At 62.9% G+C, this 19332-nt stretch carries 20 protein-coding genes and 1 tRNA gene; 14 read left to right on the forward strand and 7 right to left on the reverse strand.

Going from position 1 to position 19332, the window contains the following annotated elements:
* The first annotated feature begins 23 nt into the window (after positions 1–23).
* Positions 24–656 (forward strand): LysE family transporter, encoded by a 633-nt coding sequence (locus ACK1U9_RS17845; RefSeq protein ID WP_046616418.1) that lies wholly within the window; start codon positions 24–26, stop codon positions 654–656.
* A gap of 72 nt (positions 657–728) precedes the next feature.
* Here ACK1U9_RS17845 and ACK1U9_RS17850 read toward each other — a convergent pair whose 3' ends face one another.
* Both ACK1U9_RS17850 and ACK1U9_RS17855 read right to left on the reverse strand, forming a co-directional pair.
* Entirely contained in the window at positions 729–1481 is a 753-nt protein-coding gene (locus ACK1U9_RS17850; protein WP_046616417.1) for a slipin family protein, read from the reverse strand.
* A gap of 2 nt (positions 1482–1483) precedes the next feature.
* Entirely contained in the window at positions 1484–2830 is a 1347-nt protein-coding gene (locus tag ACK1U9_RS17855) for an NfeD family protein (protein ID WP_085599901.1), read from the reverse strand.
* Positions 2831–2928: 98 nt separating this feature from the next.
* Here ACK1U9_RS17855 and ACK1U9_RS17860 point away from each other — a divergent pair, with 98 nt between their 5' ends.
* The 3 genes from ACK1U9_RS17860 to ACK1U9_RS17870 all read left to right on the forward strand — a co-directional run bounded on the left by ACK1U9_RS17860 (position 2929) and on the right by ACK1U9_RS17870 (position 4398).
* Positions 2929–3387: an aminoacyl-tRNA deacylase gene (locus ACK1U9_RS17860; protein WP_003260230.1), complete on the forward strand. Its 459-nt coding sequence runs from the start codon at positions 2929–2931 to the stop codon at positions 3385–3387.
* Positions 3388–3447: 60 nt separating this feature from the next.
* A complete protein-coding gene (locus ACK1U9_RS17865) occupies positions 3448–3690 on the forward strand; it encodes a DUF2789 domain-containing protein (RefSeq protein WP_085599905.1) in 243 nt (80 codons plus the stop codon).
* A 69-nt stretch (positions 3691–3759) separates the two neighbouring features.
* On the forward strand, positions 3760–4398 hold the full coding sequence (locus ACK1U9_RS17870) for a hypothetical protein (protein ID WP_046616414.1): 639 nt from the start codon (positions 3760–3762) through the stop codon (positions 4396–4398).
* 6 nt (positions 4399–4404) lie between these two features.
* Here the strand turns inward: ACK1U9_RS17870 and ACK1U9_RS17875 are convergent, their stop codons facing one another.
* From ACK1U9_RS17875 to ACK1U9_RS17885, 3 genes are all read right to left on the reverse strand, one after another.
* The gene (locus tag ACK1U9_RS17875) at positions 4405–4842 is read right to left on the reverse strand and encodes a CBS domain-containing protein (protein ID WP_025337291.1); all 438 of its coding nucleotides are present in this window, start codon (positions 4840–4842) and stop codon (positions 4405–4407) included.
* A gap of 232 nt (positions 4843–5074) precedes the next feature.
* Entirely contained in the window at positions 5075–6805 is a 1731-nt protein-coding gene (locus ACK1U9_RS17880; RefSeq protein WP_085599909.1) for a dipeptidase, read from the reverse strand.
* 159 nt (positions 6806–6964) lie between these two features.
* Positions 6965–7041, reverse strand: a tRNA-Arg gene (locus ACK1U9_RS17885).
* Between the two features lie 207 nt (positions 7042–7248).
* Between ACK1U9_RS17885 and ACK1U9_RS17890 the strand changes: the two genes are divergently transcribed.
* From ACK1U9_RS17890 to ACK1U9_RS17925, 8 genes are all read left to right on the forward strand, one after another.
* Positions 7249–7998, forward strand: a complete 750-nt coding sequence (locus tag ACK1U9_RS17890; RefSeq protein ID WP_015268562.1) for a GntR family transcriptional regulator — start codon at positions 7249–7251, stop codon at positions 7996–7998.
* A complete protein-coding gene (locus ACK1U9_RS17895; protein WP_085599911.1) occupies positions 7995–9719 on the forward strand; it encodes a fumarate reductase/succinate dehydrogenase flavoprotein subunit in 1725 nt (574 codons plus the stop codon). The genes ACK1U9_RS17890 and ACK1U9_RS17895 overlap by 4 nt, the downstream gene beginning before the upstream one ends.
* A gap of 63 nt (positions 9720–9782) precedes the next feature.
* The gene (locus ACK1U9_RS17900; RefSeq protein WP_046616397.1) at positions 9783–10028 is read left to right on the forward strand and encodes a 4Fe-4S dicluster domain-containing protein; all 246 of its coding nucleotides are present in this window, start codon (positions 9783–9785) and stop codon (positions 10026–10028) included.
* Between the two features lie 118 nt (positions 10029–10146).
* Entirely contained in the window at positions 10147–11553 is a 1407-nt protein-coding gene (locus tag ACK1U9_RS17905; RefSeq protein ID WP_108480048.1) for an ABC transporter substrate-binding protein, read from the forward strand.
* Between the two features lie 15 nt (positions 11554–11568).
* Entirely contained in the window at positions 11569–12351 is a 783-nt protein-coding gene (locus tag ACK1U9_RS17910; protein WP_108480047.1) for an ABC transporter permease, read from the forward strand.
* Complete coding sequence (locus ACK1U9_RS17915) at positions 12351–13202, forward strand: ABC transporter ATP-binding protein (RefSeq protein WP_046616393.1); 852 nt, start codon at positions 12351–12353, stop codon at positions 13200–13202. The genes ACK1U9_RS17910 and ACK1U9_RS17915 overlap by 1 nt, the downstream gene beginning before the upstream one ends.
* Positions 13199–14164 (forward strand): HEAT repeat domain-containing protein, encoded by a 966-nt coding sequence (locus ACK1U9_RS17920; protein WP_108480046.1) that lies wholly within the window; start codon positions 13199–13201, stop codon positions 14162–14164. The genes ACK1U9_RS17915 and ACK1U9_RS17920 overlap by 4 nt, the downstream gene beginning before the upstream one ends.
* Entirely contained in the window at positions 14164–14448 is a 285-nt protein-coding gene (locus ACK1U9_RS17925) for a DUF971 domain-containing protein (protein ID WP_085599919.1), read from the forward strand. The genes ACK1U9_RS17920 and ACK1U9_RS17925 overlap by 1 nt, the downstream gene beginning before the upstream one ends.
* Before the next feature lie 91 nt (positions 14449–14539).
* Here the strand turns inward: ACK1U9_RS17925 and ACK1U9_RS17930 are convergent, their stop codons facing one another.
* Positions 14540–15403 (reverse strand): ABC transporter ATP-binding protein, encoded by an 864-nt coding sequence (locus tag ACK1U9_RS17930; RefSeq protein ID WP_108480045.1) that lies wholly within the window; start codon positions 15401–15403, stop codon positions 14540–14542.
* Entirely contained in the window at positions 15400–17001 is a 1602-nt protein-coding gene (locus tag ACK1U9_RS17935) for an ABC transporter permease (RefSeq protein WP_258229911.1), read from the reverse strand. The genes ACK1U9_RS17930 and ACK1U9_RS17935 overlap by 4 nt, the downstream gene beginning before the upstream one ends.
* Positions 17002–17298: 297 nt before the next feature.
* Here ACK1U9_RS17935 and ACK1U9_RS17940 point away from each other — a divergent pair, with 297 nt between their 5' ends.
* Complete coding sequence (locus ACK1U9_RS17940) at positions 17299–18336, forward strand: ABC transporter substrate-binding protein (RefSeq protein WP_108480044.1); 1038 nt, start codon at positions 17299–17301, stop codon at positions 18334–18336.
* Between the two features lie 37 nt (positions 18337–18373).
* Positions 18374–19279: a TauD/TfdA dioxygenase family protein gene (locus ACK1U9_RS17945; RefSeq protein ID WP_108480043.1), complete on the forward strand. Its 906-nt coding sequence runs from the start codon at positions 18374–18376 to the stop codon at positions 19277–19279.
* The last annotated feature ends 53 nt before the right edge of the window (positions 19280–19332 follow it).

Below are 19332 nucleotides of genomic sequence, written 5' to 3' on the forward strand. Positions count from 1 at the left end.
CATATGTTCGAGCGAGGTGTGTGATGTCGATGGAAGTGTGGTTGGGCTTCTTTGCCGCCTGTTGGGTGATCAGCCTTTCACCCGGTGCCGGGGCGATTGCCTCGATGTCCAGCGGCCTGCAATACGGCTTCTGGCGTGGTTACTGGAACGCCCTGGGCCTGCAACTGGGCCTGATCGTGCAGATCGCCATCATTGCCGCCGGCGTCGGCGCCATCCTGGCCGCCTCGGCCACGGCCTTCCAGATCATCAAATGGTTCGGCGTCGCCTATCTTGTCTACCTGGCCTACAAGCAATGGCGAGCCTTGCCGATGGACATGAGTGATGAATCCGCCGTGCGCCCGATCGGTAAACCGCTGAGCCTGGTGTTCCGTGGCTTCCTGGTCAACGTCAGCAACCCCAAGGCACTGGTGTTCATGCTGGCGGTGCTGCCGCAGTTCATCAACCCGCATGAACCGCTGCTGCCGCAGTATGTGGCGATCACCGTGACCATGGTCACCGTGGATATGCTGGTGATGGCGGGGTATACCGGGTTGGCTGCGCGGGTGTTGCGCTTGCTGCGTACGCCCAAGCAGCAGAAGCGTTTGAACCGGACGTTCGCCGGGTTGTTCATTGGTGCCGCCACCTTCCTGGCGACCCTGCGCCGCGCGCCTGTCTGATAGGCCCGAGGGCTGCTTTGCAGCCCATCGCGATACAAGGCCGCTCCTGCAGGGATTGCGTAGCGGCCTGCCCTATTTCTGCTTGTCCACCAACCCCTTGAGCAAATCCACCGGCAGCGGAAAGACGATAGTCGAGCTCTTGTCCCCGGCAATCGTCCCCAACGTCTGCATGTAACGCAACTGCATCGCTCCCGGCTCCTTGCTCAGCATCTGCGCTGCCTGCATAAGCTTTTCCGACGCCTGTAACTCACCCTCGGCATGGATCACCTTGGCTCGCCGTTCACGCTCAGCCTCGGCCTGGCGGGCGATGGCACGCACCATCGATTCGTTGAGGTCGACGTGCTTGATCTCGACGTTGGCCACCTTGATACCCCAGGCATCGGTCTGTGCATCCAGCACCTGGCGAATGTCCGAGTTCAGCTGCTCGCGTTCGGCCAACAGTTCATCCAGTTCGTGCTTGCCGAGCACCGCGCGCAGTGTGGTCTGGGCCAGCTGGCTGGTCGCCACGAGGAAATCCTCGACCTGGATGATCGCCTTCTGCGGGTCGAGCACGCGAAAATACAGCACGGCGTTGACCTTGACCGAGACGTTGTCGCGGGTGATCACATCCTGCGGCGGTACGTCCAGCACCACGGTGCGCAGGTCGACCCGCACCATTTGCTGGATCACCGGGATCAACAGGATCAGCCCCGGTCCCTTCACCTGCCAGAAGCGCCCCAGTTGGAACACCACGCCGCGCTCGTATTCACGCAGGATGCGGAACGCCGACAGCAACAGCATCATCAGCACGATCAGCACCGCGCCGAAGCCCAATTGCATGAACATGGTCATTCTCCTTGCGCCGCGGGCGCGGCGGCGCTCACTTCCAGCATGACGCCATGGCGCGCGGTCACCCGCACGTTCTGGCCCGCTTGCAGTGGCGTTGCACACTGCGCCTGCCATTGCTCGCCCTGGGCCAGCACAAAGCCACAGAACGGATTGCCCGCCATTACTTGGGTGACGGTGACCAGGCTCCCGACCAGGCCGGCGTCACCGCTGACCAGCGCCCGTCGGCGGGCCTTGAGGGCCATGCTCAGCACACCACCGATCAGCAGCGCCGATAGCACCGCTAGTGTGCCGATCAGGGCCAGCGGGATGCCGAAACCAGGCGCATCAGTGTCGATCAGGATCAGCGCACCGACCACAAAGGCGACGATGCCGCCAAAGCCGACCACGCCGAAACTGGGCAGGAAGGCTTCGGCGATCATGAAGGCGATACCGAGCAATATCAGCGCCACGCCGGCGAAGCTCACCGGCAGTAGTTGCAGGGCATACAGCGCCAGCAGCAGGCAGATGCCGCCGACCACGCCGCCTACCGTAGAGCCGGGGTTCATGAATTCGAACAGCAGGCCGTACACGCCGATCATGATCAGGATCAGCGCCACGCTGGGGTTGGTGATGACCGCCAGTACCCGTGTGCGCCAGTCCGGTAGATGTTCGACCAGGCTGGCGCCGGCCGTCTGCAGTTGCAAGGGCTGGCCAGCGACAGTGAGATTCTTGCCATCGAGTTTGCGTAGCAGGTCGGGCAGGTCATCGGCCACCAGGTCGATAACGTCGAGCCGCAATGCCTCGCTGGCGGAGAGGCTGACCGCCTCGCGCACGGCCTTCTCCGCCCAGTCGGCATTTCGTCCACGCAGCTGCGCGAGGCCACGAATGTAGGCCGCCGCATCGTTGACCTGCTTGCGCGCGAGGGTTTGGTCACCACTGCCTTTGGCCTTGTCGTCCTTGGGGGTGCCTGGTGGGGCGCCGATCTGCACGGGCGTGGCGGCACCTAGGTTGGTACCGGGCGCCATGGCCGCGACATGGCTGGCATAGAGAATATAAGTACCGGCGCTGGCGGCGCGGGCCCCACTGGGGGCGACGAAAGTTGCGACTGGCACGGGGCTGGCGAGAATCGCCTTGATCATCTGGCGCATGGCGCTGTCGAGGCCGCCTGGAGTGTCCATGCGGACTACCACCAGCTGCGCGCCCTGCGCTTTGGCCTGGTCGAGGCTGCGCACCAGGTAGTCAGCGCTCGCCGGGCCGATGGCGTCATCGATGCCCAGCACCCAGACTGAGCCGGGCGCTCCCTGACCACCTGGCGTGATACCAAGCAGCAACAGCAGCAACAGCCAGCGCCAGCAGCGGGTGATCACCTGTCGTCACCTCGTTTGCCTCTATTGCACAAGTTTAGCCCTGCCTGCTGGTACCCGGCCTAAAATTGGAAATTGGGGGGCGAAACCGGAGGTGCATCATGCGTATGGCAAAGACCCTGCAGGATCGCCTGGACAAGGCCAACTGCGATTACGACATCATTCCCCATCCCCATTCAGCCACCAGCCTGGAGTCGGCCCGTACGGCCGGCGTACCCGCCGAGCGGGTCGCCAAGTCGGTGATGCTCGATGACCGTCATGGCAACTACATCATGGCCGTGCTACCGGCCAACCGGCATCTGGACATGACCAAGGTGCGCATGTCCGGGGCCTGGCAACTGACCCGTGAAAGCGGCCTGCCGAGCCTGTTCGGTGACTGCGAGCGCGGTGCCGTGCCGGCGCTCGGCGATGCCTACCAGATAAAGATGCTGCTTGATTCGAGTCTTACCCGCCAAGGCGATGTCTATCTGGAGGCAGGTGATCATGATCATCTGATTCACATGAGCATGGAGCAATATCTGAAGCTGGTGCCGCGCGCCGAAGTGCGTGAGCTCAGCTGATGCTCTCAACCCATGCCGGGCCGGCATCGTCGACGACCGGTCTGGCGACGAGGAGGAACCATGGAAAAGCCGATTCATCCTTTGTCCGAGATTTTCAAACAGCTGGGGCTGTCTGACGATCCGGTCGAAATCGACCGTTTCATCAGCACCCATTCGCCGCTCGACGATGATGTAAAGCTGGTTGATGCACCTTTCTGGAACGATTCCCAGCGCGCTTTCCTGAAAGAGAAGTACATCGCTGATGACGACTGGATTCCAATGATCGACCAACTGAACGAGGCGCTGCACCTGCGTAAAAAATAAAGCGCCGAGTGGTGCCTGACGAGTGATTGGCCGTTGCTATGCTCAGGAAAACAACAAGGGGATAGCGCGATGAAAGATCCCTACGCACCAGGTTTCTGGTGCTCCGTGACGATCCTGGGCACCTTGACGGCCAGTTATTTCTACGGCATCAGGCAAACGCAACAGATGAACCAGGCAGTGCACTTCCTGTACGCCGCTGCCGCTGTCACTGTGGCGGTTGCACTGGTCGCGCTGGCCTGGATCGCCTGGCAGCAACTGCACCTGAACAAGCGCGAGGTGGTGCAGGGGCGAACATTGCTGACCATCTGGAACACCAAGGTCGCGCTGCGCCGCGTCGAGACGGTGTTCGACCGCTACTTCTGGGGCAGCTACTGGCATTCGGGGCGCACCTTCGAAGAGGTCATGGGCGAGCTCAAGGGCACCCCGCTGGAGCAGAGCCTGGATGCCCTGAAACGCCAGTGCCGCTTGCTCGACCGCGAAGTTCACGACCACCATCACCACTGGCTGGCCAATGCCCGTGACCTGTCCAGCGTGGCCCAGGCCATGGCCCGTGAACGCTACCAATTGGATTTGGGCGAGCCAACCCGCAGCGGCCATGGCAACACCGCCGTACTCAACCGGGACCTGGAAGTGCTGGTATACACCTGGTCGGCGCGCCTGCGCAGCTTCGACCATCAGCTGGACGAACTGGAGCGCGCCTACCATTGAGGCGCTTCATTCACCGCGGATGTATTGCTCCAGTTTCAGAATCAGGTTTGCTTGTTCAGCGATGGTTTCCTTTACCAGGTCACCGATCGACAGCAGGCCCAGCAGCTCGCCATTGCTGACCACCGGCAGGTGGCGCAGGTGGCGGTTGGTCATAAGGTTCATGCAGTACTCGAGGTTCTGCTTCGGTTCCACGGTGACCACCGGAGCACTCATGATCTCGCGCACGGGGGTAGCGGCAGACGAGCGGCCTTTGAGCACCAGCTTGCGCGCATAGTCCCGTTCACTGACGATACCCACCACCTGGTTGGCCTCGACCACCGGTAGCGCACCGACGTTTTTCTCCGCCAGCAGCTTCAGGGCGTCGAGTACCGAGTCATCCGGGCCGATGGTGTATACGGTCTGGTGCTGGGACTTGGTCTTGAGGATTTGTTCGACGGTCTTCATACGGGCCTCTGCTGGGGAAAAAGCGATGTCTCGGAGTAAATAAAGCATCCGGCACGGCGCTCTGCACGGCAATGCAGGAAACGGCATCGAGTCGATTGAAAAACGTCATTGGTGATCGCCTGTACCGGCCTCTTCGCGGGCATGCCCGCTCCCACAGGGATCGCACCGCCCTCGATCGTTGCGTAATTCCTGCGGGAGCGGGCGTGCCCGCGAAGAGGCCGGTAACAGTCAATCAGAGCTTCGGCATCTGCCCGATCCGCGCCACCATCTCGCTCACCACCTGCAAGTCCAGCATGAACTGCTCAACGGTCTTGAACTCGTTGTCGTTGTGCCCGGTGTACTTCACATCCGGCATGGCCAGGCCGAACTGCACGCCGTTAGGCAGGTCGTGTACCGATGTAGCACCCGCCGAGGTGCCGAACTCGTGCTTCATGCCCAGGTTCTCGGTGGCAACATCCAGCAGGGCCTTGACCCATTCGCCCTCGGGGTTGCGGTACATCGGCTCGTCCAGGCTGTAGTCGAAGGCCACCGAGGTATGGCTCTGCCGGGTCCATTTGCCCAGTTTGTCAGCCAGCTCGTCCTTGATCGTGGCAATTGGCTTGCCTTTCGGAATGCGCAGGTTCACCGCCAGTTTCAGGCCTTTTTCATCCACCCCGACAAAGGTCAGCGAGGCGGTAAGCGGGCCCATGAACGAATCCTTGAAGGCCACGCCGAGCTTGTTGCCCAGGTAGTCCAGGCCCCAGTTGTCGTCGGCATAGCGGGCGGCATCGGTGAAGTGGTTGTGCTTGAGTGGTACATCCTTGCCCAGGCCGTTGATGAAACCAAGCATGCGCGCCACCGGGTTGACCCCGGACTCCGGCTCCGAAGAGTGGGCGGAAACGCCGGTCACGGTGAGCAATACCTGCTTGCCATCGGCCTTGGCAGCGATGCTGAAGTCGCCGCCATTGCGCTTCACGTAATCGGCGCCGGCTTTTTCCAGCTGGCTGGCCAGCTTCGCTGGGTTGTCGGTGACCAGGGTCGCGACCGAGGTGGTCGGGATCTGGTTGGTGGCCAGGCCGCCGGTCAGGTTGACGATCTCGGCACCCTTGCCACTGGCCTGGCGCTTGCTGAAGCTGGCCATGATCGTGCCGTAGCCTTTCTCGGCGATGACCACCGGGTAGCCGCCATCGAGGGCCAGGTTGTAGTCGGGCGTGGGGTTGCGCTCGAAGTAGTAGGGGATGGCATCACCGCTGGTTTCTTCAGTGGTGTCGATCAGCAGCTTGAACTGACGAGCCAGAGGCAGGTTCTCGTCCTTGGCCACTTTCAGTGCATACATCGCCACGACAATGCCGTTCTTGTCGTCTTCGGTGCCGCGGCCGTACATGCGGTCGCCGACCAAGGTAACCTTGAACGGGTCCAGGCGCGTGCCATCGGCCAGTTTCCAGTTGTCCGGGTTGACCGGCACCACGTCGGCGTGAGCATGGATGCCGACCACTTCCTTGCCGCTGCCCAGCGAAATCTCGTATACCCGATTGTCGATGTTGCGGAATGCCAGGCCGAAGCTCTCGGCAAGGGCCTTGATCTTGTCAGCGATCCTGAGGAATTCGGGGTTTTCGTGCTGAGGTGTGCCTTCGACGTTGAAGGTGGGGATGGCCACCAGTTCACGCAGGGTTTCGCTGGCGGCCTTGCCGTACTTGATGCGGGTGTACAGGCCGAGTAGGCGGTTGATTTCGTTCTGCTGCTCGGCGGCCAATGGCTTGCCGGCCAGGTAGGCATCGAGCGTTGCCTCGAGGTTGTCGGCCTTGGCCAGGTCGCTGCCTTTGAGCTTGCCGAGGAACTGCTTGAAGTCGCTTGGGTCGCTGCCGTCGAAGGCTTTGACGATGGCCGCGGACTGCTGCTGGGTAAGGTTGGCCTGTGCCGGTTGGGTGAACAGGCCGATGCTGGCCAGCAGCAGGGTGGTGGCGGTAAGTTTTTTCAGGTGCATGGTTGTGCGCATTCCTTCGCCAATCATTGTTGTGGGTTACCCGTTGGGAACGGGAAGACGCCCACGCTAACACCAATGACCCATGGCACGGGAGTGCCAGAAACGCGACATGTCGCACAAACGAAAAAGCCCCGGGCACAGGCCCAGGGCTTTTTGATATGGCGCACTCGGCGGGATTCGAACCCACGACCCCTGCCTTCGGAGGGCAGTACTCTATCCAGCTGAGCTACGAGTGCAACGCGCACGCATGATACCCATCTGATCCGATGGCGTCCATCGCCTTGATCTGTAGCCGTTTTTACCTTTCGCCGAGAGCTGCCGACAGCAGCAATCACAAACGCATCTATCCATATGCGATATCGATATTTCCACGGAAGTTATTATGCCCCCTATTCTCTGGTCACAACTTGTTATAACAAGTAAATCGATCAGCGAAGAGACCTATGGCCGAACTGCTCCCCCTGTCCCCGGTACCGCTTTACACCCAGCTCAAGGAATTGCTGCGCGAGCGCATCCTCGACGGCACTTATCCATCGCATAGCCGCATGCCCTCGGAAAGCGAACTGGGCAAGGCTTTCGACGTCAGCCGCATCACCGTGCGCCAGGCGCTGGGCGATCTGCAGAAGGAAGGGCTGATTTTCAAGATCCACGGCAAGGGTACCTTCGTCGCCAAGCCCAAGGCATTCCAGAACGTCAGCACTCTGCAGGGGTTGGGCGAGTCGATGACGCAAATGGGTTACGAGGTGATCAACCGCCTGCGCAGCTTCCGCCATGTGCCAGCCAATGCATTGGTAGCCGCGCGGCTGCAGGTCGAGGAGGGCAGCCTGGTCACCGAGATCCGCCGGGTGCGGCTGATCAACCGCGAGCCGGTGTCGCTGGAGCTGACCTGGTTGCCCAAGGCCGTCGGCGAAAAACTGGAAAAGGCCGACCTTGTCACCCGCGATATTTTCCTGCTTCTGGAAAACGACTGCGGCATTGCCCTCGGCCACGCCGACCTGGCCATCGATGCCGTGCTGGCTGACAGCGACCTGACCCAGGCCCTGGATGTTGAAGAAGGCTCGCCGATCATGCGCATCGAGCGCCTGACCCATGCCGCCGACGGTACACCACTGGACTTCGAACACCTTTACTACCGCGGCGATGCTTTCCAGTACCGCCTGCGCATCGACCGCCAGAAGGGGAGCAAGGCATGAGCATCCAGACCCAGGATTACGACATCATCGTTATCGGTGGCGGTACCGCCGGGCCGATGGCGGCGATCAAGGCCAAGGAGCAGGACAAAAACCTGCGCGTGCTGCTGCTGGACAAAGCCAACGTCAAGCGCAGCGGTGCCATCAGCATGGGCATGGATGGCCTGAACAACGCGATCATCCCAGGCCACGCCACCCCCGAGCAGTACACCAAGGAAATCACCGTGGCCAATGACGGCATCGTCAACCAGGCCACGGTGCATGCCTACGCTACCCACAGCTTTGAAACCATCGAGCAACTCGACCGCTGGGGGGTGAAGTTCGAGAAGGACGAGACCGGCGACTACGCGGTGAAAAAGGTTCACCACATGGGCGCCTACGTGTTGCCCATGCCCGAAGGCCACGACATCAAGAAGGTGCTGTACCGTCAGCTCAAGCGTGCCCGGGTCGAAATCAGCAACCGTATGGTCTGCACCCGTGTGCTGCTCGATGGTGAAGGCGCGGCCGCTGGCGTGCTGGGTTTCGATTGCCGTAGCGGAGAGTTTCGGGTGGTGCGGGCCAAGGCGGTGATCCTTGCCTGCGGTGCGGCCGGGCGCCTGGGCTTGCCGTCGTCGGGTTATTTGATGGGCACCTACGAGAACCCGACAAACGCCGGTGATGGCTACGCCATGGCCTACCATGCAGGTGCCGAACTGGCCAACCTCGAGTGCTTCCAGATCAACCCGCTGATCAAGGACTACAACGGTCCGGCCTGTGCCTACGTCACCGGCCCACTGGGTGGATATACCGCCAACAGCAAGGGTGAGCGCTTTATCGAGTGCGACTACTGGAGCGGCCAGATGATGTGGGAATTCCACCAGGAGCTCGAAGGCGGCAATGGCCCGGTGTTCCTCAAGCTCGATCACCTGGCCGAGGAAACCATCCAGAACATCGAAGAGATCTTGCACAGCAACGAGCGCCCCAGTCGTGGCCAGTTCCACGCCGGGCGTGGTACCGATTATCGCCAGCACATGGTCGAGATGCATATCTCGGAGATCGGTTTCTGCTCGGGGCATTCGGCGTCGGGGGTGTGGGTCAATGAAAAGGCCGAGACCAGTGTCAAAGGGCTGTATGCCGCGGGCGATATGGCAGCGGTGCCGCACAACTACATGCTCGGGGCCTTCACCTATGGCTGGTTCGCCGGTGTGAACGCTGCCCATTACGTGATCGGGCGTGAATTCGCCGAGGTCGATGCCGAACAGGTCGAGCGCGAGCGCGCGCGGGTGTTTGCCCCGCTGCAGCGTCAGCATGGCCTGCCGCCGGCGCAGGTCGAGTACAAGCTCAGGCGCATGGTCAACGATTACCTGCAGCCGCCCAAGGTGACCAGGAAGATGGAAATCGGCCTTGAGCGCTTTGCCGAGATCGAACGTGACCTGGACCAGATGAAGGCCAGCAACCCTCATGAACTGATGCGTGCGATGGAAGTTTCGGTGATTCGCGATTGCGCCGAGATGGCGGCGCGGGCCTCGCTGTTCCGCGAGGAAAGCCGCTGGGGGCTTTACCACCATCGAGTGGACTTCCCCGAGCGCAACGATGGCGAGTGGTTCTGCCATTGCCATTTGAAAAAAGGCGAGAACGGTGAAATGACCAGCTTCAAGAAAGCGGTCGAGCCTTACCTGATTGCTTTGGATGCAGAAGAGCAGACCGCCTACGACCAGCTGCGGGTAAAGGCCGACGCAGCCTAGGCGACCCTGTGTCCTGTGAACACTTTGAAGAACGTGGGCCGCAGGCCCCGAGGACTCCGTGAAATGGCCTACCAGCCGCAAGAAATCTTCTTTCGCAGCAGCGCCCCGGTCACCATCGACGAAGACAAGTGCATCGCCGATAAAGGCTGCACCGTCTGCGTGGAGGTTTGCCCCATGGACCTGCTGGCGATCAACCCGGCCACGCAGAAGGCCTACATGGCCTTCGACGAATGCTGGTACTGCATGCCCTGCGAAAAGGACTGCCCCACGGGGGCGGTGAAAGTCGACATCCCGTACCTGCTGCGCTGATTCATCCTGCCATCCGGCGCACCACCGGACGCCCTCCCGCTGTGCCCCTCGTTTCCCACCACCCAAGCCGGGCGGCGGAGACGATCCAACTCTTATAACGACTCGAGGGGAAACACCCATGCGCCTTGTTGCAACCGTGGCCGGCCTCGCGCTGGCGCTCACTGGCCTGAATGCCAGCGCCGAAACCATCCGCATCGCCATTGGCACACAGGACACCACCATCAACTGCGCCACTGGTGGCTTGCTGATACGCGAGCTTGGCCTGCTGGAGAAGTACCTGCCGCATGACGGCAAATACAAGGATGCCAAGTATCAGGTGGAGTGGAAGAACTTCACCAGCGGTGCGCCACTGACCAATGAAATGGTCGCTGGGAAACTCGACTTCGGGGCAATGGCCGACTTCCCTGGGTCGTTCAACGGCGTTGCTCACCTGGACGCCGGCAAGCGCAGCCTGTTCGTAAGCGTGCTGTCGGGCAGCGTGCACGGCAGCGGCAATGGCATCGTCGTACCCGCAGCATCCAGCGTGCAGTCGTTGACTGAACTCAAGGGCAAGACCATTTCCGTGCCATTCGCTTCCACCGCCCACGGAATGCTGCTGCGTGCCGTAGCAGCCCAAGGCTGGGACCCGCAGAAGGATATGCGAATCATCGCCCAGGCGCCGGAAATCGCCGGTTCCGCCCTGCGTAGCAACCGCATCGAGGCCCATGCCGACTTTGTGCCGTTCGCCGAACTGTTCCCCAACCGCGGCTTCGCCCGCAAGATCTATGACGGCGCCCAGGCCAACGCACCGACCTTCCATGGCGCTTTGGTCGATGCCGATTATGCGAAGAAATACCCCGAAGTGGTCACCGCCTACCTGCGCGCCAGCCTGGAAGCCGATCGGCTGATCGCTGCGGAACCTGAGAAGTACAGCGAGTTGATCGAGAAAGTCACCGGCATCGAAGCCGAGGTCAATTACCTGTTCCACGGCCCGCTCGGCCTGCAGACCCGCGACCTGACCTGGAAGCCTGAATACCGTCAGGCAGTCGCAACCTCCATCGATACGCTCAAGCTGCTCAAAAAGACCGACCGTGGCCTCGACACCGACAAGTTCATCGACGACCAATACATCCGTGCGGCCTTCAAGGAGGCTGGCCTGGACTACGACAAGGCGCTGAAAGACTACGATCCGCAGCCACTCAAGGCCAATGACGCGCTGACAGGCAAACCGATCACCGACTTCAGCCGCCTGGCACAGATCTGGGTGCGCGGTGAAGGCAAGGTCCGCCACTACGCTTCGCCGGAGGCCGCGCTTGGCGCCTTGGCCCAACTGGAGCAGGAGGGCAGGGACATCCGCGCCATCTACGCCCAGGCCGCCGACAGCGGAATCAAGTTGCTGGCCAACCAGGCCTGGTTCGTGCGCAACGCAAAGGGTGAGCTGGCGGCGTTTCTGCTCAAGGACCAAGCCGAGCAGTATGCCAAGGCCCATGGCGGTGAAGCGCTGGACTTCGTCAGCGCCAACCAGAAGCTTGTCGCTCAGCGCTGACCGGGAGGCACCGACATGACCTGCAACCTCAAGCGCTGGCCGGTGCGCCTCGCTTCGCTGCTGGCCTGCCTGCTGTTCTGGCAGGTCGCGGCGAGCATGAAGCTGGACCTCGGGCTGCTGACGTTCACCTATGTCCCCACACCGAAGGCGGTGCTGGAAGCTGCCTGGCAGCTGCTGACATCCAGCACCCTGCTGGCGCACCTGGGCAGCAGCTTGTCACGGGTGTTTGCCGGTTATGCCGCCGCAGCGCTGATTGGCGTTGCCCTGGGGTTGTTGATCGGCCGCTCGAAATGGGCGGAGGACACCTTGCTGCCGCCACTCGAAGTGCTGCGGCCGATTCCGGCAGTGGCCTGGATCCCGCTGGCGATCCTGATGTTCCCCTCGTCGGAACTGTCGATGGTGTTCATAACCTTCACTGGTGCGTTGTTCCCGATCCTGCTGAACACCGTCCACGGCGTCGAGGCCATCGACCCGCGCCTGGTAGCATCGGCGCGCAGCCTCGGTGCAGAGCGTTGGTCGATCCTGCGCGAAGTGGTGTTGCCTGGAGCGTTGCCGAGCATCGTCACTGGCCTGGCCATCGGCATGGGGACTTCATGGTTCTGCCTGGTCACCGCCGAGATGATTTCCGGACAGTTCGGTATCGGCTACTACACCTGGGAGTCGTACACCTTGCAAAACTACCCGGACATCATCGTCGGCATGCTGCTGATCGGCGTGCTGGGCATGGGCAGCAGCGCCCTGGTCAAGCGACTTGGGGACTTGGCCACGCCTTGGTACCGCACGCGGAGGGCCAGCTGATGAATAGTTATCAACCAGCGCCAGGGCGTATCGACGGGCGTGGCCTGTCGATACGCCTGGGGCACGGCAGCGAAACATTCGAGGCTGTGCAGCGTCTGGATTTTGCCGTAGAGCCTGGCGAATTCGTCTGCATCCTTGGCCCCTCCGGTTGTGGCAAGTCGACGTTGCTTGGCGCCTTGGCCGGGCACCTGGTGCCCAGCAGCGGCCAGTTGAGCGTGGATGGCCAGACCGTTTCCGGGCCGTCACCGCAGCGCGGCATGGTGTTTCAGCACCACACCTTGCTGCCTTGGCGTAGCGTGCTCGACAACGTGGCCTTCGGCCTGAAGATGCAAGGCCAGGGCCGCGCCGAACGTCGCCAGCAGGCTCGTGAAATGCTGCAACTGGTGGGGCTGGCCGACTTTGCCGGGCGCTGGCCCAGTCAGTTGTCCGGCGGTATGCAGCAACGGGCCGAGATTGCCCGGGTGCTGGTCAACCGCCCGCGCCTTTTGCTCATGGACGAACCCTTCGGTGCCCTGGATGCGCAAACCCGTGCACGCATGCAGGAGCTGTTGCTGGATATCTGGGCAAGCATCCGCACCACCGTGGTGTTCGTCACCCACGATATCGACGAGGCGCTGTTCCTGGCCGACCGTATCCTGGTGATGAGCCCGCGACCTGGCCGCTTTATCGAAGACCTGCACCTGGAATTTCCGCGCCCACGCCGCGCCAGCCTGCTGACCAGCCCTGAATTCACTCACCTCAAGCGTCACTGTCTGGCCTTGCTCCGTCACGAGGAAGGCCGCGAACTTCCGCGCCTGACCCCGCTGGGCCTGCCGGACACTGAGCACCCACCGCTACGGATCGCACTATGACTGAACGAACGACTGACAACCCCGACATCCTTGCTCTTCTGCCTCGCCTTGGTGCCGCTGATGCAGGCGTGCGCCGCATCGCCCTGATCGAACTGGCCGACCTGGAAGACCCGGATGGCTTGCCATGGCTCACCGATGCACTGCTGGTGGATGCCGCCGACGAGGTGCGAGCCGAGGCCGCGCGCCTGCTCGAGGCCTGGGAAGAACCCGAAGTCGTGCAGGCCCTGTGCGCTGCGCTGGCCGATGCTGCCGAGCCGGTACGGCTGGCTGCCGCGCAGAGCCTCAGCGAACTCAAGAGCCTTGAAACCGGTCAGCTGATCCTGCCATGGGTCAAGCATGCCGATGCCTTCGTCCGTGCCAGCGCCCTGCGTGCCTTGCGCGAGTTGCGCCTGGAAGATGCTGCAGAGCCCGCACTTCTGGCCCTGGCCGATGGCGACGCCGCGGTCCGGCGTGAGGCCGTGGGTATTCTTGGCTGGCTCAAGCACCAGCCGGCGTTGCCAGCATTGGCAAAGCTTGCCGCAGACGAGCCGGACACCGAGGTGCGCCGCGCGGCCATCGGTGCGCTGGGCCTCGCACGAGACAGCGCTGTGGTGCCGGCATTGGTGGCTGCATTGGCTGACAAGGCCTGGCAAGTGCGCGAAGAAGCCGCCACCACGCTAGGCAAGGTGGGCCTGGCCCCGGCAGGCCCGGCTCTGGTAAATGCTCTTGCCGATGACTTCTGGCAAGTCCGTCTGCGTGCGGCGCGGTCCCTGGGGCGGCTGCGTCATGTTGCGGCCCTGGACTCGCTTGGCGAGTTGCTCGGCCACCGCATTGCCAACCTGCGCAAGGAGGCGGCTCTGGCCCTGGGTGAGCTGGGCCAGGCGCGTGCCTTGCCGGTGCTGCAGGCCGCCGAGACCGATAGCGACCCCGAGGTGCGCAAGGCTGTGCGGATCGCCATGGCGCAACTGCGCGGGGCCTCCTGATGAACGCCCCGCAAGCTATTCGCAACATGCGCGGGCCAGGGCAACTGGTGCTGCAATGGCAAGACGGCGAACACAGCCTCAGCCATGCCCGCCTGCGCGGTGCCTGCCCCTGTTCGCAATGCCGAGCGGCACGGTTGCAGGGGGGCATCAGCCTGGTTCGCGATGATGTGCGCGTGGTGCAGATCGAGCCGCAAGGGTATGGCGTGCAGCTGGTGTTCAGCGACGGGCATGAGCGGGGTATCTACCCCTGGGCTTACCTGCATGACCTGATTGCCCAGTCCTGAATTCGCAAGCGGTCCGCGTACCCTGTGGGAGCGGCTAATTCAATGAGTTATGTGCAGTTCTATGAGTACGGGCATGCCCGCTGTCACAGGCTCAGAGCGCAATCAGCTCCGGCCTGAGCCCTTCGACCCTTCGCACCGGCGGCGCCAGGTAGCCGCCATCCCCGGTAATCTGGTGCAGCACCTTCTCCCGCAGCTGGTGAAGTGCAACGCCCGTACGCAAGCGTGGGTGGGGCAGGTCGATCTCCACCACCGACTTGATCCGCCCCGGGCGCGGCTCCAGAACCACCACCCGGTCGGCCAGGTAGGTGGCCTCTTCAGCGTCATGGGTGACCAGCAGCGTGGTGATGCCGGCACGTTCGCGAATGGCCAGCAGCTCGTCCTGCAGTTGCTGGCGGGTCAGCGCATCCAGCGCGCCGAACGGTTCGTCGAGCAGCAGGATACGCGGGCTGGCTACCAGGCCTCGGGCGATCGCCACGCGCTGGGCCATGCCGCCGGACAGCTGGTGTGGGTAGGCCGACTCGAAGCCGACCAGCCCCACCAGTTGCACGAACTCGTGTACCCGCCGCGCGCGTTCACCCTGGGTTAGCGGTTCGTTGACCAGGCCCAGGGCAATGTTCTGTTCCACGCTCAGCCAGGGGAACAGCCGGTGTTCCTGAAACACGATGCCGCGTTCGCTACCAATGCCGCTGACAGTGTGGCCGTCGACACGGATGTTGCCGCTGTAGTCGGTATCCAGCCCTACCAGCAGGCGCAGCAGGGTGGACTTGCCACAGCCGGAAGCGCCGACGATGGCGATGAATTCGCCTTGGTTGATCGACAGGTTGAAGTTGCGGATGGCTTCCAGCGGCTGGCCATCGACGCTGAACACTTTGCCGACCCCCTCGAAACTGACCAGAGGCGGAGTGGCATCGGGCTGGTTGGCCGCGTGCAGGTGCGAGGTGTTGAAGGCGTTCATGCGGTTCTCCAGCGCGTGGCGCGTAATTCGAGGCGTTGTCCAAGGGTGCCGAGCAGGGCGCCGACCAGGCCGATCAGCAGCATGGCGGCCATTACCTGGTCCATGCGGAACAATTGCTGGGCGCCGATCATCAGGCTGGCGATGCCACCGTCCGAAGGCATGAAGTATTCGGCACCGATGGTGCCCAGCCAGGCGTAGATCAGCGACAGGCGCAGGCCGGCAAAAATGGCCGGGGCTGCGCCGGGCAGCACCAGCAGGCGCAGGCGTTGCCACAGGTTCAGGCGCAGGGTGCGCGCGGCTTCACCCAGCTGGGGCGAGAGGCTGGCGATACCGCGCTGGGTGGCGATCAGCAACGGGAAGAACGCAGCCATGCCGACGAATACCTGCTTGGCCCCTTCACCCAGGCCGAACCAGGCTGTGAGCAGCGGCACCCAGGCAAACAGCGCCACCTGACGCAATGCCGACAGGCTGGGCCCGAAGATACGTTCGGCATTGGCCGAAAGCCCCAACAGCAAACCGACCAGCAGGCCAGCGCTACCGCCCAGCAGCAAGCCGGCCAAAGCGCGCTGCAGGCTCAGCAGCAAGGCTTGCGGCAGCGAACCATCGGCCAGGCCGGTCAGCAGGGTGCGCAACACTTCTAGTGGCGAGGTCAGGATGTTGCTGTCGACCCAGCCAAAGCTGCTGCTGGCCTGCCACAGGGCCAACAGTGCCAGTGGCAGCAGCAGGCTTTGCCAACCCCGCGGCACGGGGCCACGGTGCTGCTCCCCTGTGGCCGCTTGCGGCCAGTACAGCAAGCGCTTTTCCAGAGCCGAGAAGCCGTGCTCCAGCAGTGCGCCGACCAGGCCGATCACCAGGATGCACAGCAACACCAGGTCGAGCATGAACAGCTGCCGTCCCCACACCATCAAGTAGCCAATCCCTTCGCTGGAGGCCAGCAGTTCGACTGCCAGCAGCGAGGTCCAGCCGGTGGCCAGGGCCAGGCGTACGCCGGTGAGGAAGGCGGGCAGGGCAGCCGGCAGCAGCAGGCGCAGGAACAGTAGATGGCGAGGCAGGCGCAGCACCGCAGCGGCCTCTCGCAGCTTGGGCTGGGCATCCCGTACACCGACCAGCGTGTGCAAGGTAACGGGGACCACCACGGCTTTCACCAGCACCACCAGCTTGAGCAACTCGCCGATCCCGAAGAACAGCATGAACAACGGGATCCAAGCCAGGGTAGGAATCTGTGCCAGCGCCACGAAGGTCGGCAGCACCAACGTCTGCGCCCGCCGCGAAGCACCCAGCCAGACCCCCAGCAGCAACCCGCTGCCGATGCCGACCGCCAGCCCCCAGAACAACCGCTGCAAGCTTATCCACAGGTGCCCCCACAGCTCGCCGGAACCAAACTCCACCGCGCTCTGCCATACCAATGCTGGCGCCGGCAGAATCTGCTCGCTCATCCAGTGCTCCCGGCTGGCCACTACCCACAGCAGCGCAACCAGCACAGGCAAGACCCAGGGCAACAAGCGGGCGCGATTCTTTTGGGAGCGGCCTTGCGTCGCGAAAGGGTCGCGTAGCGACCCTCGGAGCCATCCACGACTTCTGCTCAGAATTCCATTCATCGGCCATCTCTCGAAGCGTTGTTAGGTTATTCATTTATGGAATTAAAAATTCTTAAAAATGACTTTCAAGAGATAAGAACATGCGCTTCATGCATACGGAAGCCCCTCGCCGTTGCGTTTTCCTCATATTTTCCATGCATTTTCCGCAAGCCGGCCGCAGAACCGCATGCCGCCTGATTTATGCCTTCCAGTTACTGAAGAATGAAGTTTTGATCTTTGTAGGTTCTAACCAGACCTGCCTAGCTTCTGGCCAAAGCGCCGGCCATCGCCGGTGGCAGCCTGCCAAGGAGCCTTGCCATGAAAACCCCGCTGCGCCACCTGATCACCGCCCTCGGGCTGGCCTTCACCCTCAGCGCCCACGCAGTTGAACCGGCCAAGCCAGCAAGCATCCGCATCGCCGTGCCCGACCTCAGCGCGGGCAGCAAGCCCAGCGCCGGTGGAGTGGTCGACGTGCTGCGTGACCAGCAACTGCTGGAGAAGGAGTTCGCCAAGGACGGCATTCGCATCGACTGGCACTTCTTCAAGGGCGCCGGGCCGGTGGTGAACGAAGCGTTGGCCAACGGCCAGGCCGATTTCGCCTACCTCGGCGACCTGGCCGCCATCGTCGGCAAGGCCAACGGCCTGGACACCCGCGTGCTGTCGGCGGGCGTACGTGGGGTGAAGAGCTACCTGGGCGTGGTGCCCGGCTCTGGCATCAAGACCCTGCACGACCTCAAGGGCAAGCGCGTGGCGGTGTTCCGTGGCACCGCCAACCAGCTGTCGTTCGCCAGCGCCCTGGCCAGCCAAGGGCTGAGCGAGCGCGAGTTGAAGGTGATCAACCTGGACTTCAACGCCGCCAATGCCGCGCTGGCCGCCAAGCAGATCGACGCCACCTGGGGCCTGTCCAACCTGCTGTCGCTGCGCGAGCGCGGGCTGGTCGAGCTACCCGTCAACTCGCGTGACCTGGCAGGTGCCGGCAGCACCCAGGCAGTGCTGCTGGGCACTGGCGATTTCATCCGCAAATATCCCGAACTGGTGCAGCGCCTGGTCAATACCCAGCAACAGGCCAGCGCCTGGCTGCGTGACGAACACAACCGCGAGGCCTACGTCGAGCTGGTGGCCAGCAATGCCAACTGGCCGCGCAGCATCCTCAGCGACGACCTGGCCACGGAAGACCTGGCCCATTACTTCGATCCACGGCTGGACGCCGAATTCGTCGCTCAGCTGCAACAGGGCGTGGACCTGGCCGCCAAGGAGCGCCTGATCCGCCGTGGCTTCCAGGTGGCCGACTGGATAGAACCCCGCTTCCTCGATGCCGCCCTGCAACAGAGTCAGGCCGTGCAGGCCGCCCGCTGAATCCCAAAGACCCGACAATGACCGCAAGGACACGACCATGAGCAACGCTGCCCTGGCCTCCGCGCCACAAACCCTCGAACTCGACATCCACCCGGTTGCCGGCCGTATTGGCGCCGAAATTCGCGGGGTGCAATTGTCCGCCGACCTTGATGCCGCCACCCTCGATGCCATCCAGGCCGCGCTGGTGAAGCACAAGGTGATCTTCTTCCGTGGCCAGACCCACCTGGATGACCAAAGCCAGGAAGCCTTCGCCAAGTTGCTCGGCGAGCCGGTCGCCCACCCCACCGTGCCGGTGGTGGATGGCACCAGCTACCTGTTGCAGCTCGATGGCGCCGAAGGCCAGCGGGCCAACTCCTGGCACACCGACGTGACCTTCGTCGACGCCTACCCCAAGGCCTCGATCCTGCGCAGCGTAGTGGCACCGGCATCCGGTGGCGACACCGTGTGGGCCAATACCGCCGCGGCCTACCAGGATCTGCCTGAGCCGCTGCGCGAGCTGGCGGACAAACTTTGGGCGGTGCACAGCAACGAATACGACTACGCCAGCGTGAAGCCCGATGTGGACCCGGCCAAGCTGGAGCGCTATCGCAAAGTGTTCACCTCAACGGTATACGAGACCGAGCACCCGGTGGTGCGCGTGCACCCGATCAGCGGCGAGCGGGTACTGCAGCTGGGGCATTTCGTGAAGCGCATCAAAGGTTATTCGCTGGCTGATTCACAACACCTGTTCGCGGTGCTGCAAGGGCATGTGACGCGTCTGGAGAACACCGTTCGCTGGCGCTGGCAGGCGGGGGACGTGGCGATCTGGGATAACCGCGCGACGCAGCATTATGCGGTGGATGATTACGGGACCCAGCCGCGGGTGGTGCGGCGGGTGACCCTGGCGGGTGAAGTGCCGGTCGGGGTGGATGGCCAGTTCAGCCGCACCACGCGTAAAGGCTGATATCGCTGGGGCCGCTTTGCGGCCCTTTCGCGACACAAGGCCGCTCCTACAGG

This window comes from Pseudomonas sp. XP1 (genome assembly GCF_053557675.1).

Bases quoted from the DNA above. Each gene is read 5' to 3' on its own strand.
- ACK1U9_RS17845 (WP_046616418.1), top strand. From the start codon at position 24: ATGTCGATGGAAGTGTGGTTGGGCTTCTTTGCCGCCTGTTGGGTGATC.
- ACK1U9_RS17850 (WP_046616417.1), bottom strand. From the start codon at position 1,481: ATGTTCATGCAATTGGGCTTCGGCGCGGTGCTGATCGTGCTGATGATG.
- ACK1U9_RS17860 (WP_003260230.1), top strand. From the start codon at position 2,929: ATGCGTATGGCAAAGACCCTGCAGGATCGCCTGGACAAGGCCAACTGC.
- ACK1U9_RS17865 (WP_085599905.1), top strand. From the start codon at position 3,448: ATGGAAAAGCCGATTCATCCTTTGTCCGAGATTTTCAAACAGCTGGGG.
- ACK1U9_RS17870 (WP_046616414.1), top strand. From the start codon at position 3,760: ATGAAAGATCCCTACGCACCAGGTTTCTGGTGCTCCGTGACGATCCTG.
- ACK1U9_RS17875 (WP_025337291.1), bottom strand. From the start codon at position 4,842: ATGAAGACCGTCGAACAAATCCTCAAGACCAAGTCCCAGCACCAGACC.
- ACK1U9_RS17880 (WP_085599909.1), bottom strand. From the start codon at position 6,805: ATGCACCTGAAAAAACTTACCGCCACCACCCTGCTGCTGGCCAGCATC.
- ACK1U9_RS17890 (WP_015268562.1), top strand. From the start codon at position 7,249: ATGGCCGAACTGCTCCCCCTGTCCCCGGTACCGCTTTACACCCAGCTC.
- ACK1U9_RS17895 (WP_085599911.1), top strand. From the start codon at position 7,995: ATGAGCATCCAGACCCAGGATTACGACATCATCGTTATCGGTGGCGGT.
- ACK1U9_RS17900 (WP_046616397.1), top strand. From the start codon at position 9,783: ATGGCCTACCAGCCGCAAGAAATCTTCTTTCGCAGCAGCGCCCCGGTC.
- ACK1U9_RS17905 (WP_108480048.1), top strand. From the start codon at position 10,147: ATGCGCCTTGTTGCAACCGTGGCCGGCCTCGCGCTGGCGCTCACTGGC.
- ACK1U9_RS17910 (WP_108480047.1), top strand. From the start codon at position 11,569: ATGACCTGCAACCTCAAGCGCTGGCCGGTGCGCCTCGCTTCGCTGCTG.
- ACK1U9_RS17915 (WP_046616393.1), top strand. From the start codon at position 12,351: ATGAATAGTTATCAACCAGCGCCAGGGCGTATCGACGGGCGTGGCCTG.
- ACK1U9_RS17920 (WP_108480046.1), top strand. From the start codon at position 13,199: ATGACTGAACGAACGACTGACAACCCCGACATCCTTGCTCTTCTGCCT.
- ACK1U9_RS17925 (WP_085599919.1), top strand. From the start codon at position 14,164: ATGAACGCCCCGCAAGCTATTCGCAACATGCGCGGGCCAGGGCAACTG.
- ACK1U9_RS17930 (WP_108480045.1), bottom strand. From the start codon at position 15,403: ATGAACGCCTTCAACACCTCGCACCTGCACGCGGCCAACCAGCCCGAT.
- ACK1U9_RS17935 (WP_258229911.1), bottom strand. From the start codon at position 17,001: ATGAATGGAATTCTGAGCAGAAGTCGTGGATGGCTCCGAGGGTCGCTA.
- ACK1U9_RS17940 (WP_108480044.1), top strand. From the start codon at position 17,299: ATGAAAACCCCGCTGCGCCACCTGATCACCGCCCTCGGGCTGGCCTTC.
- ACK1U9_RS17945 (WP_108480043.1), top strand. From the start codon at position 18,374: ATGAGCAACGCTGCCCTGGCCTCCGCGCCACAAACCCTCGAACTCGAC.